Source organism: Devosia sp. A369 (assembly GCF_054489345.1).
Map to the genome: position 1 here is coordinate 137,566 of NZ_JBTMWV010000006.1, position 16,832 is coordinate 154,397.

The following is a 16,832-nucleotide window of genomic DNA, read 5'->3' on the forward strand; positions in this document are numbered from 1 at the left end:
CCTAGCACAGCCCGCCAATTGGAGAAATCCGTTTGCGCATCACAGCAGGCGGATCATCAGCGCGCCGATGATCAACAGCACGGCGCCGGCCACCCGCCCCATGGAGATTTCACGCACCGCCGTGCCGAGAAAGCCGATCTTGTCGAGCGTCAGCCCCGCCAGCAATTGCCCGGTAATGGCCAGCGCCATCACCGCAGCGGTGCCGATCATCGGCGTCAGCACAATGGTGGAGGTAACAAAAAAAGCGCCCAGCAGACCGCCGGTGACAAACAGCCACGGCGCCGGTGCCGCAAACTGGATCGGGGTGCCATTGATGGCCGACAGCGCGAAGCTGATGCCCCACAGGGCAATGGCCCCGGCCAAAAACGACATGGCGGCGGCCGCGAAAGGCATGCCGAGGGCCTTGCCCAATTGCACATTGATCGGAGCCTGCGTGGCAATGCAGGCGCCGGCGATGACGCCGATCAACGTCCAGAGAACTACGTCCATTTTCATCCGTGGAAAGCCATCGGGGCGCCCACCTGAGTGAGCGCCCCGATCGGCAGTGCCTTAGGCAGCAATATCGGCTGCAACTTTGACCGAAATCATCTTGTCCGGGTTGATCACCGGCTCGCCGCGCTTGATCTCGTCGACATGTTCCATGCCTTCGATGACCTTGCCCCAAACGGTGTACTGCTTGTTGAGGAAGGGCGCGTCGCCAAAGCAGATGAAGAACTGCGAGTTGGCCGAGTCCGGGTTCTGGGCGCGGGCCATCGAGGCCGTGCCACGGACATGCGGCTCGGCGTTGAATTCCTGTTTGAGGTCCGGATACTTCGAACCGCCGGTGCCGCGACCATCGGGGCAACCGGTCTGGGCCATGAAGCCGTCGATCACGCGATGGAACACGACGCCATCATAAAAGCCTTCGCGCGCCAGCTTCTTGATGTGAGCGACGTGGTTGGGGGCCAGGTCGGGGCGCATGGCGATGACCACATTGCCCTTGGTGGTTTCGATGACGAGGGTGTTTTCCGGATCGGCGTAATCAGCCATGGGTTCAACTTTCGGTTGGGAAATCGTGGCCCGGATGTAAGGCCATTAGGCGACGGGTGCAAGACTTGGGAGCTGCAGGCTTTGACAGGGTGCCTGTCAGCCCCCCTCCCGGCCTCCCCCATCAAGGGGGAGGTGCCGTTCTGATTTTGCGACTGGATCATGCCCCCGAACTCGATCTGATACCTCCCCATGATGGGGGAGGTTAGGAGGGGGTGGGGCAGCAAACACCAGGCGACGAGCCGACCTTAGCCGGCCCGAAACGACTTACTTATATTCGATCTTGGCGGTGACGATCTTGTCCGGATTGGCCACGGCGCCATTGGCCGATTGCGGGCCCTTTTCCAGCGCGTCGACCACGTCCATGCCCGACAGCACCTTGCCGAACACGGTGTACTGACCGTCGAGGAAGGTGGAATCGGCGGTGACGATGAAGAACTGGGAGTTGAACGAGTTGGGGTCCTGCGAGCGGGCCGCGCCGACCGCGCCGCGGACAAAGCTCTCGGCGTTGAATTCGGCGACCACGTCCGGCTGGTCGGAACCGCCCATGCCGGCGCGGGCCAGGTCGAAGCCTTCGGCACCGCTCTTGCCGAACTCCACGTCGCCGGTCTGGGCCATGAAGCCTTCGATGACGCGGTGGAACACCACGCCGTCATAGGCGCCCTGCTCGGCCAGCGCGATGATGCGCTCGACATGCTTGGGCGCAATCGCCGGCAGCAGCTCGATATCGACAGCACCGCCCTCAAGCGTGAGCATCAGATGCGGCGTACCGGACTGGGCGAAGCTGGGGGCAGCGGACAGCGCCACGGCGCCGATGACGAGGGCGCTGAACAGGCGGCGGGTAATATCGGTCATTTGGTTTGCAGGGCCTTGAGAACAATTTGCGGGACGAAGGCGGAAATATCGCCGCCCATCTCAGCGATTTGGCGCACTAATGTGGCCGAGATATGCCGAACCGGGGGGCTGGAGGGGAGGAAAACGGTCTGCAGGTCCGGCGCCATCTGCGCGTTCATGCCCACCATTTGCATTTCATAATTATAGTCGGTGGTGTCACGCAACCCGCGAATGATCAGCTTGGCGCCGTGCTCGCGCGCGGCATTGACCATCAAGCCGCTGAAATCGACAATCTTGAATTCTGTGTCGGTGCGCTTGCCCACCGGGGCCAGTGCCTGCTCCAGAATCGCCAATCGGTCCTCATGGGCAAATAGCGGCGTCTTCTTGCCTGGATTGATGCCGACGGCGACCACCAGCGTATCGACCAGCTTGCAAGCCCGCTCGATGACGTCGAGATGCCCGTTGGTCAGCGGGTCAAATGAGCCGGGATAGAACCCAACCAGTCTGCTCATCACGGCCTCCCCTTTGTTGTTATTAGGGTTTTGTCATGGGCCGACAGTGCTGGCAAGGCGGGGCTCACCCCGATTTTCGTCGCGCACCGACACTGCTCATGACCGCACTGACGAGCCCGAGCAGCACCAGCAGCCCGCCGCCGGCCAGAAAAGCGGCGGCGGTGCCGTAGGTGGCGGCGATGAAGCTGCCAATGAAGGGTGCCGATAGCATGACGGCTGTGATCACCGCCTCACCGGCGGCAAACACCCGGGCGATGCGCTCAGGCGGAGTCGCTGCCTGCACGATCGTGCGATAGGGCACCAGCATGAAAGCCGTAGAGCCGCCCATCAGCCCCAGCACGATGAAATAGGGCAGTATCGGCAAATCATAGCCCTGCAGCGCAACCAGCGCGAGGCCGGTGGTCACCAGGCCAGAAAACAGGGCTGCGCAAATCATGGTGGGCAATGGATGGCGTGCGGCCACGCGGCCGGCGACCAGCGCGCCGATCAACCCGCCGCCGCCCGAGGCGGCAATGCCAATGCCGAAGGCCGTCGCGCCTAGCCCGAAATCCTCGGTCAGCAGGGCAATCAGCGCGTCATAGAGAAAGAAGGAAAAATAGGCGACCGACGAAAACACCAGCGCCGCCAGCAACAGGCGGCTGCGCCCAAACTCGGCAGCACCGGCCAGTAATTCCGTACGAAAATCAGCAGCTTGGCGCGGCGGCTTCATCGGCAGATTCAAGCCCAAAACCAGCACCGCGGCCAGCAGCGACAGCACCGCATTGAAGCCGAACACCGACTGCGCCGGCATCACCGCCAGCAGCAATCCGCCCAGTGCGGGGCCGGCGATTTTTGAGGTCTGGTTGATGGCCTGATGCAGGCCATTGGCGGCGCCGAACAGTTCTGGTGGCGTCGAGGCCTGGATGGCCGCCTGCCTTGCGGGGGTAAAAGCAGAATCGATGCAGGCCCGCACAAACACCAGTGCCAGCACGATGGCGGTATGACCGGCAAACATCAGCGCCAGCGTCGCCATTCCACGGCCCAGATTGCTCAGCACCAGAATGCGCGGCAAAGGCGTGCGATCGACCACCACCGCCAACAAGGGACCGACCAGCACATAGGGCAAGGTCAGGCAGAAGGCGAACAGCGCCAGCACCCATGGCCCCTCACCCCAGGCAAACACCAGCAGCGCGATGATAGCGGCATAGTCCAGCCAGTCGGCAAAATCGGCGGGGATCGAGGCCAGTGCCAGCCGGCGCGGCACCGGCAAGGCCAATAAGGCGCGGTATCCGGCTGGTTTTTGCGCCAATCTCAGGCCCGCTGCTGCAGCGCCAGCCACAGTCCGCCGGCCATCAGGATGACGCCGGACACGCGATTGACGAGGCGGACCCGGGCCGCCGTGAGCAGATGCCGAGCCCGGCCGGCGGCAATGGCATAGGCGCAGTCGCTGGCGGTGGCGACCGCCATGACGATCAGGCCCAGCACCATGATCTGGCCAAAAGCCGGGCGCGACAGATCGACAAACTGCGGCAGGAAAGCGCTGAGAAACAGCAGGGTTTTGGGATTGGACCAGTTGATTAGTGCACCCTGCCAGATATAGCGCCTGATCGGCAGCCGCGCGCCGTCGGTCAGCGCCAGGTGCCCATCGGAGCGGAGCATCTTCCAGCCGATCCAGATCAGATAGGCCGCGCCGGCCAGCTTGATGATCTCGAAGGCGCCGGACACCAGATTCATCACCGCCTCCAGCCCCACCGCGACGGTGAGCACCATGCTAAGCATGCTGAGTTCGGTGCCCAGAATGGTGAACAGCCCTGCCCTTGTGCCGCCGGCCAGCGCATTAGCGATCACCACCGAAACGGAGGGACCGGGAATAATCGAGAACAGCAGGCAGGCGAGCGCATAGGGCAGGATGATGGCCGGATCGATCATGGCGCGGGGCTCATTGCAGCAGGAGATGGTGCGATAACAGGCCACCACGCCCCGCGCTTGGCAAGAGCCGATCGCCGGCCCGCCCCAAAAAACCAAGGGGCGCCGAAGCGCCCCTTTTTCTTATTCCTCAGTCGGCGCCTCAGGCGCTTCGGGAGCGTCCGGTGCATCGGGCGGCGTGCCCTCGCCGCCGGTCTCCGGCGCGTCCGGCTCCTCCTCGGCTTCCGGCTCGCTGATATGCTCGACCGACATCACCTTCTCGCCCTCGGCGGTATCGAAGACGATGACGCCCTGGCTACCGCGCGACACCATGCGGATCGGCTTGTCGCCGCCCACCGGCAGGCGAATGGTCTGCCCGCCATCGGTGATCAGCATGATCTGGTCTTCGTCTTCCACCGGGAAGCTCGACACCAGATTGCCGTTGCGCTTGTTGACCGCCATGGCGACGATACCCTTACCGCCGCGCCCGGTGATCCGGTATTCGTGGCTCGAGGTGCGCTTGCCATAGCCGTTTTCGGAGATGGTCAGGATGAACTGCTCGGTGGCGCCCAGCTGGGCATAGCGCTCCTGCGGCAAATCGCCAGCCACCACATCGGCCTCGTCCGAACTATTCTCTTCGGCCTCGCCCTCGCCCCGCACCGCGCGGCTCATCTTGAGGTAAGCGGCCCGCTCTTCGGCCGAAGCGTCGGAGTGGTTGATCACGGCCATCGAGATGACCACGTCGTCCTTGGCCAGCTGAATGCCGCGCACGCCCATCGAGTCACGGCCCTTGAACAGGCGCACATCGTCCATGCGGAAGCGGATGGCCTGGCCCATGGCGGTGGTCAGCAGCACGTCATTATTGATCGATGCCGTCTCGACGCCGACGATCTGGTCGCCCTCATCCAGCTTCATGGCGATCTTGCCGTTCTGGCGCACTTCGACGAAGTCGGCCAGCGAGTTACGGCGCACCGTGCCGCGCGTGGTGGCGAACATGATGTCGAGATTGGCCCAGCTGCTTTCGTCCTCGGGCAACGGCATGATGGTGGTCAGCCGTTCGCCCTGCTCCAGCGGCAGGATATTGATCAGTGCCTTGCCGCGCGCATTCGGCGCGGCCAGCGGCAGGCGCCACACCTTGAGCTTGTAGGCAATGCCCCGGTCGGTGAAGAACAGCACCGGCGTATGGGTATTGGCCACGAAGAGGCGGGTGACGAAATCCTCGTCGCGCGTCGCCATGCCCGAGCGGCCCTTGCCGCCGCGGTTCTGCGAGCGATAGGTCGAGAGCGGCACGCGCTTGATGTAGCCCTCATGCGACACGGTCACCACCATGTCCTCGCGGGCAATCAGATCCTCGTCATCGAAATCGCCGACCACGTCGGAAATCTCGGTGCGACGCGGGGTAGCGAACTGGGCCTTGATCTCGGTCAGCTCGCTGCGGATGATTTCGACCACCCGCTCACGGCTGCGCAGGATGTCCAGATAGTCGGCGATTTCCACGCCCAGCCCATTGAGTTCGTCGCCAATTTCATCACGACCCAGCGCCGTCAAACGGGCCAGACGCAGTTCGAGGATGGCGCGGGCCTGTTCCTCGCTGAGATTGAAGGTGCCGTCCTCGTTGATACGGTGGCGCGGATCATCGATCAGCGCGATCAGCGGCGCCACGTCCTGGGCCGGCCAGTGGCGGGTCATCAGCTGCTCGCGCGCCGTCGCCGGATCGGGCGCGGTCCGGATCAGGGCGATGACCTCGTCGATATTGGCGACGGCCACGGCCAGACCAACCAGGATATGGGCGCGGTCACGGGCCTTGTTGAGCAGGAACCGGGCGCGACGCGTCACCACGTCGTGACGGAAGTCGATGAAAGCCTGCAGGATTTCGCGCAGATTCATCAGCTGCGGCTTGCCGCCATTCAGCGCAACGAAGTTGCAGCCGAACGAGGATTGCAGCTGGGTAAAGCGATAGAGCTGGTTGAGCACCACATCGGCCAGCGCATCGCGCTTGATCTCGATATAGACGCGCATGCCTTCGCGCGAGGATTCATCGCGCATATCGGCAATGCCTTCGATACGCTTTTCGCGCACCAGCTCGGCAATCTTTTCGACCAGCGTCGCCTTGTTCACCTGGTAGGGCAATTCGGTGATGATGATCGCTTCGCGTTCCTTGCGGACTTCCTCGATGGAGACGCGACCGCGTACCATCACCGAGCCGCGTCCGGTTTCATAGGCAGAGCGGATGCCGGCACGGCCAAGAATAATGCCGCCGGTAGGGAAATCGGGACCCGGCAACACCTGGAGCAATTCCTCGGTGAGCACCGAGGGATTGTCGAGCATCAGCAGCGCCGCGTCGATGGTTTCGCCCAGATTATGGGTCGGGATATTGGTGGCCATGCCCACAGCGATGCCGCTGCCGCCATTGACCAGCATATTGGGGAAGCGCGCCGGCATCACGACGGGCTCGTGTTCCGAGCCGTCATAGTTGGGGCGGAAATCCACCGTGTCCTTGTCGAGGTCATCGAGCATGGCATTGGTGATCTTCTGCATGCGCACTTCGGTGTAACGCATGGCAGCCGGCATATCGCCGTCGACCGAACCAAAGTTACCCTGACCTTCCACGAGCAGCTCGCCCATGGAGAAGTCCTGCGCCATGCGCACCAAGGCCATATAGACCGCGCTATCGCCATGCGGGTGATACTTACCGATCACGTCGCCGACCACACGGGCCGACTTGCGATACGGCTTGTTGTATTCGTAGCCGTTCTCGCTCATCGAGAACAGGATGCGCCGGTGTACCGGCTTGAGGCCATCACGCACGTCAGGCAGCGCGCGACTGACGATCACGCTCATCGCATAATCGAGATACGACTTGCGCATCTCGTCGGTGATGGAAATCAGCGAAATGTCGGAGGGCGGCGGTGCGCCGGTTCCGTTCTGAGGCGTATCGGTCACTGGGGTGATTCTTGGTTGTTCGAACTGGGATTAATCTAGGCGATTCCGGGCGAAATTGCTAATTTCCCCTTGGCAAGCCTGTGGAGAGGCCACCCACACCATTTACCGGGCAGATACCGGCCTTCGCTTTGGCCGCGTCCGACAGCCGTCGCTGGATCGACGCTATTCTCGGCGCGCGGCCTAGGCTATGAAGCAATCATGGCAGATACCTATCGAGCATGGCTTCGCGGCGTCCTGAAATGGCAGAATATTGCAGTGATCGACCTGCGCTCCCTCGATGGGGTTGGCAAGCGGCTGCAAATAGCTGGGCTGAAGACGCTGGGCGAGATTGACGAGATGGAAGGCCCGGCCCTGCTGAAGCTTGATGGCATCGGCGTCGGCGTGGTGCGGCGCACGCGTGGCATCATCCGGACCTGCAAGGCCGAAGAGCGGCGTCGCCGGCCTGCCGAGCAGCGCGTCCGCCCGCCCCGCCCACCGGCATAACAATACCGCTCGGCGGCTGAACACACTGCCCACAGGCAATTATTCGCCCCCTGTCCGCCCCGCTGGACGCCTTCACGACAAAGCCGTACCAATTGCGCCAAATCGTCGCGTCAGGGCGGAGTCGGGTGCCGGTGTCAGTGGGTTTGTTTTTCAAACGTCTGTGGGCGCGCTTCGCCTATGATCGCTCCATCGGCTTCGGCCTCGAATATATCGGCCTGACCACCCTGCGCTATCCCCGCGCCGTGGCGCTGGCGGTACTGGCTTTTTCCATCCTCTGCTTCACCCAGATTCCGCGCGCCAATGTCGATGGCGATCTGCTGCGCGTCTATGCCCATTCCGGGGCCGAATACGACGCCTATGCGCAGCTGTCGGAAACCTTCGGTACCTTCGAAAACGACATCTATGTGCTGGTCAGCACGCCGCGCCTGACCGAGCCGGAAACGCTGGAACGCGTGCGCGAACTGGCCTTCGACCTCGAGCTCAATGAATTCGCCGTGGGCACCATGTCGCCCTTCTCCCTGCGCAAGCCTGATGGCAGGGGCGGTTCGGTTCCGGCCGTGCCCGAGGGCATGGACGATTTTGCCGAAGTCGCCCGGGCGCTGGGCGATTTGCAGCAGAACGATCCGATGATGCGCAACCTCATCACCCCCGATCTGGACGGGGTGGTGCTGATCGTCTTCCCCGACCAATCCATGACCAAGGGCGACGGCACCAGGGCGATGATCGCCAGCCTGCGCGCCACCGTGGCCCCCTATCAGGACGAAAACATCACCATCGAGCTGACCGGTCCGCCAATCTGGACCTCGGAAATGCTCAATGCCGCGGTGGACGACCAGGTCAAATTCACCGTCTGGGGCTTTGGCCTCGGCGCGCTGATCGCCCTGTTGGCGCTGCGCTCGCTGCCCGCCGCCTTGCTGGTGGCGGCCACGCCGTTCCTGTCGGTGATGTGGTCGATGGGCATGATCCTGCTGTTCTTCGGCTCGTTCTCCTTTCTCACCATCATCGTCACCACGCTGGTCCTGGTGATCAGTTTTGCCGAGTCGATGTTCTTCATCTTCAACTGGCTCGCCTATTGGCGCGACGGCATGGAGCCCAACAAGGCGGTTGATGCCACGGTTAAGTTGGTCGGCCCGGCCGCCGGGCTGACCATGCTCACCACGCTGATCAGCTTTGCCTCGCTGGCGCTGACCCCGGGCCAGGGCATTCGCGAATTCTCCTTCGCCGGTGCCATCGGCACCTTCCTGCTGTTTGTCTGCCTGATGACCTTCATGCCGCTGATGCTCAAGGCGGCGATCCGCATGGGCTTCAAGGCCCCCAAGCGCAGCAGTCTGGTGCTGACCGCGCCGCTGCCGCTGAGCTGGTTCCTGGCCAGCCGGTTCGGCCGCCCGCTATCCATCGCCGCCATCGTGGTCACGCTGGTGCTGCTGATCCCCTACGCGCTGATCAAGCCGCATTTCTCCTTCGAGGATTTCGTCGCCACCGATTCCAGCGCGCTGACCGCCGCTGCCGAGATCGATGAGGGCGTCGGTGGCGTGGCGCCGCTCTATATCCGCGTGCCGCTGCAGGATCATGACCCCAATGTAACGCCGCGCGACTTCGACACCATCCGCATCGTGCACGATATTCTCGAAGCCCATCTCGGCGAGAACAAGGTCATTTCGGCCGCCGCGCTGACCAACTACACCGATAACGGCTTTACCCGCGAGGACGTGTTCGACGCTGTTGGCCCCTTCATGCGTAAGCGCTTCGTTACCGATGATGGCAGCCAGGCGCTGGTCACCGGCTTCATGCCGACCATCATCGATTCCGACGATCTCAAGCAGTTGGTCGCCGATGTGAATGCGGAGATGGACGCTGCCGGCGTCACCGGCGCCGAAATCGGCGGCTTCCGCATCCTCACCACCTTCGCCACGGATAATATCGTCACCGGGTTGCAACTGGATCTGACGCTGTCGGTCATCGTCAATATCGGGCTGATCGGCTTTGCCTTCCAATCCTTCCGGGTGGCGCTGGCCTCGGCCATCCCCAATCTGTTCCCGGTGCTGGGCACCATTGCCTGGCTATATTTCACCGGTCAGGGGTTGCAGCTGACCACGGTCATTGCCCTGACCATCGCCTTCGGCATCGCCGTCGACGATACGGTGCATTTCCTGTCGCATTATCTGCATGCGCGGCGCGAGGAAGGCCGGCCGCATCTCGAAGCGGTCAAGCACACGCTGGATCGCATCGGCGGTGCCATCGTCGCCACCACGATCATCCTGTGTTCGGGCGTGGTGATTGTCACCTTCTCCGAGCTGCCGCAGGTGGCGCTGTTCGGCACGCTGTTCGTTTCGACGCTTGCCTTCGCCCTCGTGGGCGACCTGTTCATCCTGCCGGCGCTGCTGGCCGCCGGCGGCAAATTCTTTCACCCGCTGGGCAAGATCCGCGTGCGCACCGCCGACCACGAGCCGACGCCCGACGACCCGATGGGGGACACCGTCACCGGCGAAGGTGGCACGGAAGGCGCGCCCTGAATACTGCCGCTTGCGGGCTCATCGAGCGCCCGCCAAAATGCTGGTGACGCTGATTCTGCGACGGTTTGGTCCGGGCCTCGGTGTCGAATTGCCGGGGGGCGCGATTTCACTGGAGGCTTTGCTTAAATGACCTATTTCAGACCCCTGTGGCGCGCTGTCGCCCTCGCTGGTCTGCTGGCTTCTGCTGGCAGCGTCCCTGCCCTGGCCGGCCCCGCTGATGCTGCCCTGCTGAAGTCCTATATCGGGGACTGGCGCGGGCGCGGCGTGCTGATCGGCGCCAATACCGAAACCGTGGTCTGCCGCATGTCCCTGACGCAGGGCAATCAGGACAAGGTGAACTATAATGGTCGCTGCACCCTGGCCGGCACGCAATTGTCGGTAGCCGGCACCATGGCCTATGTCGAAGCCAATAAGCGCTTTGAAGCGGCGATGAGCTCCAACGCCACCTTTACCGGCGTGGCCGTGGGCCAGAAGCGCGGTAGCAGCCTCATCTTCAACCTGCGCGAGCGCGAGAAGGACGAAACCGGCAAGCCGCTCAATATCAGCGCCCAGATCACCCTCAATGCCGACGCCATTAAGGTGACCTTTGAGGTGGTCTATGTCGAAAATGGCGATAGCCTGCGCGCCGAAGTGCCGTTCTCCCGCTGACCCCGGTCGGGCGACCCGCCGGTCGCCCAATTTCTTTTTAAATCCATGGCCTTGGCACTGAAGAAATCTTAACCACGACACGCTAGCGTTCGGTAGTTCGTAGGATCGCCCAATTGCGTAGCCTTGCTGCCACCGCCCCCTCTGCAGAACCGGCCTTCGCCGGTGACTTCCCACACGACCATGCCTTTGACGGCCGCCTGCGCCGTCTTGCCAAGCTGCTTGGCGTGGGCAGCGCGCGGTTGACCAGCCTTGCCGCTGACAATGTGATGACCATCGCGTCGGTGGGTAATATCACGCAGAATCTGGCCGGGCTGGAGGCGCGTGCGCTGGCGGCGGAATACCCCTTGGTCATGGCCGATACCGCCATTGTCGGCGCCCGCTTTTATGCCGGCCTGCAGCTGCCCGCCGCCTCTGATCGCCCGCCGCTGCTGCTCAGCCTGTTCGACGCGCGCCCGCGCAGTCGCCAGATGGCCGAGCGCATCGTGGCGCTGGCGCAGGATATTTTTGCCCGCGCCACCATCAGCCGACAAAACCGCACCATCCAATCCCAGGCCGGGCGTATCGCCGCGCTGGAGGCCGAGGACCAGTTGCGGCGCCAGCTATTCGACCGGGCCTCGGCCACGGCGCGGATCGGGGTCTGGCAATGCGATCTGGCCGACAATGCCATCGCCTGGACCGACAGCGTCTATGACATTTTCGAGGTCCCGCACGGTGCGCCCATTACCAGGGAGCAGACGCTCACCCTCTATACCGATGCCTCCCGCCTGAAGATGGAAGCGGCGCGCGCCGAGGCGATCCGGACCTGCACGGATTTCGGGCTCGACGTGGAAATCATCACCACCACCGGCAAGCATCGCTGGATGCGGCTGACCGGTGCGGTGGATAGCCAGGATGGCGTGGCCAAACGCATTTTCGGCATGAAGCAGGACATCACCGACGAAAAGCTGATGGCCGACCGCACGCGCTATCTGGCCGAATTCGACGTTATGACCGGCCTCGCCAATCGCAGCCTGTTCCAGGCCCGGCTGATCCAGCTCGACGCCGGGTATCACACCGTCGGCACCCTGCTGCTGGTCGACCTCGACGGCTTCAAGCAGGTCAACGACACCTACGGCCATGCCGTGGGCGACGAATGCCTCAAGGAGGCGGCGCTGCGGCTGAGCGAAAGCTGCGTCGGCGCCGATCTGGTGGCGCGGATCGGCGGCGACGAATTTGCCGTGCTGCTCGGCCCCGACATCGCGCCCGACGCGGTCAAAGCGCAGGCCGCGAGCATTGTCGGCACCATGGGCCGCCCGCTCACCCGGTTGGGCCAGACCCTCACGCTCAGCGCCTCGGTCGGCGTCGCGTCATATCGCGGCGGCGCGCCGGAGGACCTGTTCCGCCAGGCCGACACCGCGCTTTATGCGGCCAAGGCCGCCGGTCGCAACACGTTTTGCGTGTTCGCCACCTGACCGATGCTGGTAGGCTGCCTGCCTGCCTGCCTGCCTGACTGACTGGCTGCCGGCCCGCCCCCTCCCACCGTCATTGCCCACATACAAAAAAGGGGAGCCGCTGCCCCCCTTTGCTGCCGTTCCTAGAACGGGATGTCGTCATCCATGCCGCCGGGCTCGAAGGCCGGGGCGTTGGCTTGGGGCCGACGGGCACCGCCGCCACCACCCTGAACGCCGCGGAAACCGCCGCCTTCATTGCCATAGCCACCCTCATTGCCGCGCGGCGCGCCGGCGCCTTCGCCTTCGCCGCGACCATCGAGCAGCGTCAGGTTCGAGTTGAAGCCCTGCAGCACCACTTCGGTGGAATATTTGTCGGCGCCGGACTGGTCCTGCCACTTGCGGGTCTGCAACTGGCCTTCGAGATAGACCTTGCTGCCCTTGCGCAGATAGCTTTCCGCCACGCGCGCCAGCCCTTCCGAGAAGATCACCACGCGGTGCCACTCGGTCTTTTCGCGGCGCTCGCCGGTATTCTTGTCCTTCCAGGACTCCGAAGTGGCAACGCTCAGATTGACCACCTTGCCGCCGCTGGGAAGGTTACGCACTTCGGGATCGGCGCCGAGATTGCCGACCAGAATGACCTTGTTCACGCTGCCTGCCATGGCGAATTCCTTTTTATTCAGTCCCGCCCTGTCGTGGCCTGGGACGCTTACTTACCGGTTGCACAGCCCTGCCGCCTCAACGGCGGTCCAGCAGATGTGCGGCCGCGACTTTACCGCTTCCGACAGCGGAAAGCGCGCGGGAACCGATTGTTTTAAACAACACTGTTCGTTCCCTTTATGTTCCAATTCAAACTGACCTGTCAAGCCGGCCCCTCCCCATCAGGGCGGGACCGGCGACAGATCAGGCTGGCGTCAGCGCCAGCGCACAGGCCTCGGCCAGAACCTTGTTGGGTGCCTCGGCTCCGAGCGGAGTCGCCCAGCCTGACTTTTCGATGATGCCGCGGCGCGAGAAGGCCGATGCCGCGGTGAATTCGGCCAGCACGACGCCAGCCTGCGGATCGGACTTCGAACGCTCCACGCAATACGGCGTCAGCGCCGTCGCCAGATTGCTGGCCGACAACTTCGCTGCTGCCTCCTGGGCGCTACCGCCGGTCACCCAGCCGCCCCAGGTAAAGCCGATGATGGCCAGGGCAACGGCGCCAGTCGCCGCGCCGTACAGCGCGGGTTTCGTCCATGCGGGAATGTTCATGAAAATCCGATCAGTGTCGGGACAGGCCGCAGGATTGTCGGCCAGACTGGAATGGTAGCACAGCGAAACCGGCCTGCGGGAACCGATTGCGGCATTTCTGCGGCAGCACGGCGCTGCTGACACATCCTGTCAGCAGGCTTGGCCGACATCGGGGCGCAACCACTTTGGGGGCCAGCATGTTCTCCCTTGACCGAATCCTGTTCGTTCTGTTTATGTTCTTGTCGCGAATGACGCTTTGGCAAGCTTGGGGGACACGCTAAGGTGAGCGGACCGCCGGACGGCCATGCGCGCGAGCCGCTTGCAGCAGGAGCAGGCCGCGCCTATCTGTCTGGTCTTCCCGACCCCAAGCCTTCTGCCGCCGTGCCGCTATCTCGGCGCACCGAGCCATGGACTGAAATGATGACGCTAAAGCCCAGCCAGAACCGAGAGATCGTCGTCCGCGGCGCCCGCGAGCACAATCTCAAGGGCATCGACCTCCGGCTGCCGCGTGACAGCCTCATCGTGATGACGGGCCTGTCGGGGTCCGGAAAATCCTCCCTGGCATTCGACACCATCTATGCCGAAGGCCAGCGGCGTTATGTCGAGTCGCTGTCGGCCTATGCCCGCCAGTTCCTCGAAATGATGCAGAAGCCCGATGTGGAACATATCGAGGGCCTGTCGCCCGCAATTTCCATCGAGCAGAAGACCACGTCGCGTAACCCGCGCTCTACCGTTGGCACGGTCACCGAGATATACGACTATCTGCGCCTGCTGTTTGCCCGCGTCGGCGTGCCCTATTCGCCGGCCACCGGCCTGCCCATCGAAAGCCAGACCGTCAGCCAGATGGTCGACAAGGTGCTGGAGCTGCCCGAGGGCACCCGCCTGTTCCTGCTCGCGCCGATCGCCCGTGGTCGCAAGGGCGAATACAAGAAGGAACTGGCCGATCTGATGCGCAAGGGCTTCCAGCGCGTCAAGATCGATGGCGAATATCACGAGATCGAGGACGCCCCTGCCCTCGACAAGAAGTTCAAGCACGACATCGAAGTGGTGGTCGACCGCGTCGTCGTCGGCCCCGACATTTCCGGCCGCCTGTCCGAGAGCTTTGAGACGGCGCTGAAGCTGGCCGATGGCATCGCGCTGATCGAATTCGCCGATGAGAAGACCGAGGACGGTACGCTCAAGCAGACCACCTTCTCGGAAAAATTCGCCTGCCCGGTGTCCGGCTTCACCATTGCCGAAATCGAGCCGCGTCTGTTTTCGTTCAACAATCCCTTCGGCGCCTGCCCGGCCTGCGATGGCCTCGGCACGGAACAGAAGATCGATCCCGACCAGATCGTGCCGGACCCGACCCTGTCGATCAAGGACGGCGCCATCCTGCCCTGGTCCAAGACCAGTGCGCCCTATTATCTGCAGACCCTGCAGGCCGTGGTGAAGATGTATGGCGCCTCGACCGGCACCGCCTGGAACGAGCTGCCCTTCGAGGTCCAGCATGCCGTGCTCTATGGCACCGGCAAGGACAAGGTCGATTTCGTCTATGATGACGGGTTGCGCCAATACAAGACCACCAAGGCCTTCGAAGGCGTCATCGGCAACCTTGAGCGTCGCTACAAGGAAACCGAAAGCGCCGGTATGCGCGAAGAAATCGAAAAATACATGTCGGCCAAGCCCTGCTTTGCCTGCGGCGGCTATCGGCTGAAGCCGGAGACGCTGGCAGTCAAAATCAACGGCCTGCATATCGGCCAGGTCACCGAGAAATCCATTCGCAATGCCGTCGAGTGGTTCGCTGCGCTGCCCGAGGCCTTCACCCCCAATCAGCAGTTGATCGGCGAGCGTATCCTCAAGGAAATCCGCGAGCGGCTGAATTTCCTCATCGATGTCGGCCTCGATTATCTGACCATGGCGCGCAATTCGGGCACGCTGTCGGGCGGCGAAAGCCAGCGCATCCGGCTGGCCAGCCAGATCGGCTCAGGCCTCACCGGCGTGCTCTATGTGCTCGACGAGCCCTCCATCGGCTTGCATCAGCGCGACAACGCCCGCCTGCTCGAAACCCTGCAGCGGCTGCGCGACATCGGCAATACCGTCATCGTCGTCGAGCATGACGAAGACGCCATCATGACCGCCGATTATGTGGTCGATATCGGCCCCGGCGCCGGCGTCCATGGCGGCCATATCGTCGCCGAAGGCACGCCGCAGGACATTCTCAATCATCCCGATTCCCTGACCGGCAAATATCTCTCCGGCCGCATGGGCATCCCCATGCCGGCCGAGCGCCGCGAAGCCCGGCCGGGCAAGCAGCTCAGCGTCAAGGGCGCCACCGGCAACAACCTCAAGAATGTCTCGGTGGATATTCCGCTCGGCCTGTTCGTCGCCATCACCGGCGTTTCCGGCGGCGGCAAGTCGACGCTGATGATCGACACCATGTATCAGGCCATTGCTCGACGTTTGAATGGCGCGCGCGTGGTTCCGGCCCCGCATGAAAGCCTCACCGGCCTCGAATTCCTCGACAAGGTCATCGATATCGACCAGTCGCCGATCGGCCGCACCCCGCGGTCCAATCCGGCCACCTATACCGGAGCTTTCACCCCGCTGCGCGAATGGTTTGCTGGCCTGCCGGAAGCCAAGACCCGTGGCTATGGCCCCGGCCGCTTCAGCTTCAACGTCAAGGGCGGCCGATGCGAGAAGTGCCAGGGCGATGGCGTGCTCAAGATCGAAATGCACTTCCTGCCCGACGTGTACGTCACCTGCGATGTCTGCAAGGGCAAGCGCTACAATCGGGAGACGCTGGAGGTCCAGTTCAAGGGTAAGTCGATTTCCGACATTCTCGACATGACCATTGATGAGGGTGTCGACTTCTTCTCGGCCGTCCCCGTCATCCGTGACAAATTCTCTACCCTGCAACGGGTGGGTCTGGGCTATGTCAAAATCGGCCAGCCGGCCAATACACTGTCGGGCGGCGAGGCGCAGCGCGTCAAGCTCTCCAAGGAGCTATCCAAGCGCGCCACCGGCCGCACGCTCTATATGCTGGACGAGCCGACCACGGGCCTGCATTTCCACGACGTGGCCAAGCTGCTCGATGTGCTGCATGAGCTGGTCGATGGCGGCAATACAGTGATCGTCATCGAGCACAATCTCGAAGTCATCAAAACCGCCGACTGGGTCATCGACCTCGGCCCCGAGGGCGGTGATGGCGGCGGCGAGATCGTGGCCATCGGCACCCCCGAAGACGTGGCCGCCAACGCCCGCTCCTATACCGGCCACTTCCTCAAGGAAGTCATGGCCCGCCGCCCGCATTTCGCCACCAAGGCGGCGGAATAAGCCCCATTTGCGGCGCC

14 protein-coding genes are annotated in these 16,832 nt (G+C 63.2%); 5 read left to right on the forward strand and 9 right to left on the reverse strand.

Going from position 1 to position 16,832, the window contains the following annotated elements; all coding sequences use genetic code 11:
- Positions 1-39: 39 nt before the first annotated feature.
- The 7 genes from ACX3OZ_RS10260 to gyrA all read right to left on the reverse strand — a co-directional run bounded on the left by ACX3OZ_RS10260 (position 40) and on the right by gyrA (position 7,199).
- Positions 40-489, reverse strand: coding sequence for a DMT family transporter (locus tag ACX3OZ_RS10260; RefSeq protein WP_459097396.1), 450 nt, complete (start codon positions 487-489; stop codon positions 40-42).
- Between the two features lie 60 nt (positions 490-549).
- Positions 550-1,029, reverse strand: a complete 480-nt coding sequence (locus tag ACX3OZ_RS10265; RefSeq protein WP_459097395.1) for a peptidylprolyl isomerase — start codon at positions 1,027-1,029, stop codon at positions 550-552.
- A gap of 264 nt (positions 1,030-1,293) precedes the next feature.
- Positions 1,294-1,881, reverse strand: coding sequence for a peptidylprolyl isomerase (locus ACX3OZ_RS10270; protein WP_459097394.1), 588 nt, complete (start codon positions 1,879-1,881; stop codon positions 1,294-1,296).
- Positions 1,878-2,372: a pantetheine-phosphate adenylyltransferase gene (gene coaD, locus ACX3OZ_RS10275; RefSeq protein WP_459097393.1), complete on the reverse strand. Its 495-nt coding sequence runs from the start codon at positions 2,370-2,372 to the stop codon at positions 1,878-1,880. Before coaD ends, ACX3OZ_RS10270 begins: the two co-directional genes overlap by 4 nt.
- Positions 2,373-2,436: 64 nt before the next feature.
- Positions 2,437-3,660: an MFS transporter gene (locus ACX3OZ_RS10280; RefSeq protein ID WP_459097392.1), complete on the reverse strand. Its 1,224-nt coding sequence runs from the start codon at positions 3,658-3,660 to the stop codon at positions 2,437-2,439.
- A gap of 2 nt (positions 3,661-3,662) precedes the next feature.
- Positions 3,663-4,280 carry a LysE family translocator gene (locus tag ACX3OZ_RS10285; protein WP_459097391.1) on the reverse strand — a complete coding sequence of 206 codons (618 nt, stop codon included), beginning with the start codon at positions 4,278-4,280 and terminating at the stop codon, positions 3,663-3,665.
- 120 nt (positions 4,281-4,400) lie between these two features.
- Complete coding sequence (gene gyrA / locus ACX3OZ_RS10290) at positions 4,401-7,199, reverse strand: DNA gyrase subunit A (protein ID WP_459097390.1); 2,799 nt, start codon at positions 7,197-7,199, stop codon at positions 4,401-4,403.
- Between the two features lie 198 nt (positions 7,200-7,397).
- On the opposite strand from gyrA, the gene ACX3OZ_RS10295 reads away from it, so the two are divergent.
- The 4 genes from ACX3OZ_RS10295 (at position 7,398) to ACX3OZ_RS10310 (ending at position 12,294) form a co-directional block, all read left to right on the forward strand.
- A complete protein-coding gene (locus ACX3OZ_RS10295) occupies positions 7,398-7,682 on the forward strand; it encodes a hypothetical protein (protein ID WP_459104457.1) in 285 nt (94 codons plus the stop codon).
- 143 nt (positions 7,683-7,825) lie between these two features.
- Complete coding sequence (locus ACX3OZ_RS10300; protein ID WP_459104458.1) at positions 7,826-10,195, forward strand: efflux RND transporter permease subunit; 2,370 nt, start codon at positions 7,826-7,828, stop codon at positions 10,193-10,195.
- 126 nt (positions 10,196-10,321) lie between these two features.
- Positions 10,322-10,843, forward strand: a complete 522-nt coding sequence (locus ACX3OZ_RS10305) for a hypothetical protein (RefSeq protein WP_459104459.1) — start codon at positions 10,322-10,324, stop codon at positions 10,841-10,843.
- A gap of 113 nt (positions 10,844-10,956) precedes the next feature.
- Positions 10,957-12,294 carry a diguanylate cyclase domain-containing protein gene (locus tag ACX3OZ_RS10310; RefSeq protein ID WP_459104460.1) on the forward strand — a complete coding sequence of 446 codons (1,338 nt, stop codon included), beginning with the start codon at positions 10,957-10,959 and terminating at the stop codon, positions 12,292-12,294.
- A gap of 122 nt (positions 12,295-12,416) precedes the next feature.
- On the opposite strand, the gene ssb is transcribed toward ACX3OZ_RS10310, so the two are convergent.
- Together ssb and ACX3OZ_RS10320 are read right to left on the reverse strand one after the other, a co-directional pair.
- Entirely contained in the window at positions 12,417-12,932 is a 516-nt protein-coding gene (gene ssb / locus ACX3OZ_RS10315; RefSeq protein WP_459097385.1) for a single-stranded DNA-binding protein, read from the reverse strand.
- Positions 12,933-13,173: 241 nt separating this feature from the next.
- Positions 13,174-13,521, reverse strand: a complete 348-nt coding sequence (locus ACX3OZ_RS10320) for a hypothetical protein (protein WP_459097384.1) — start codon at positions 13,519-13,521, stop codon at positions 13,174-13,176.
- Positions 13,522-13,920: 399 nt separating this feature from the next.
- Between ACX3OZ_RS10320 and uvrA the strand changes: the two genes are divergently transcribed.
- A complete protein-coding gene (gene uvrA, locus ACX3OZ_RS10325; protein ID WP_459104486.1) occupies positions 13,921-16,815 on the forward strand; it encodes an excinuclease ABC subunit UvrA in 2,895 nt (964 codons plus the stop codon).
- Positions 16,816-16,832: the final 17 nt, after the last annotated feature.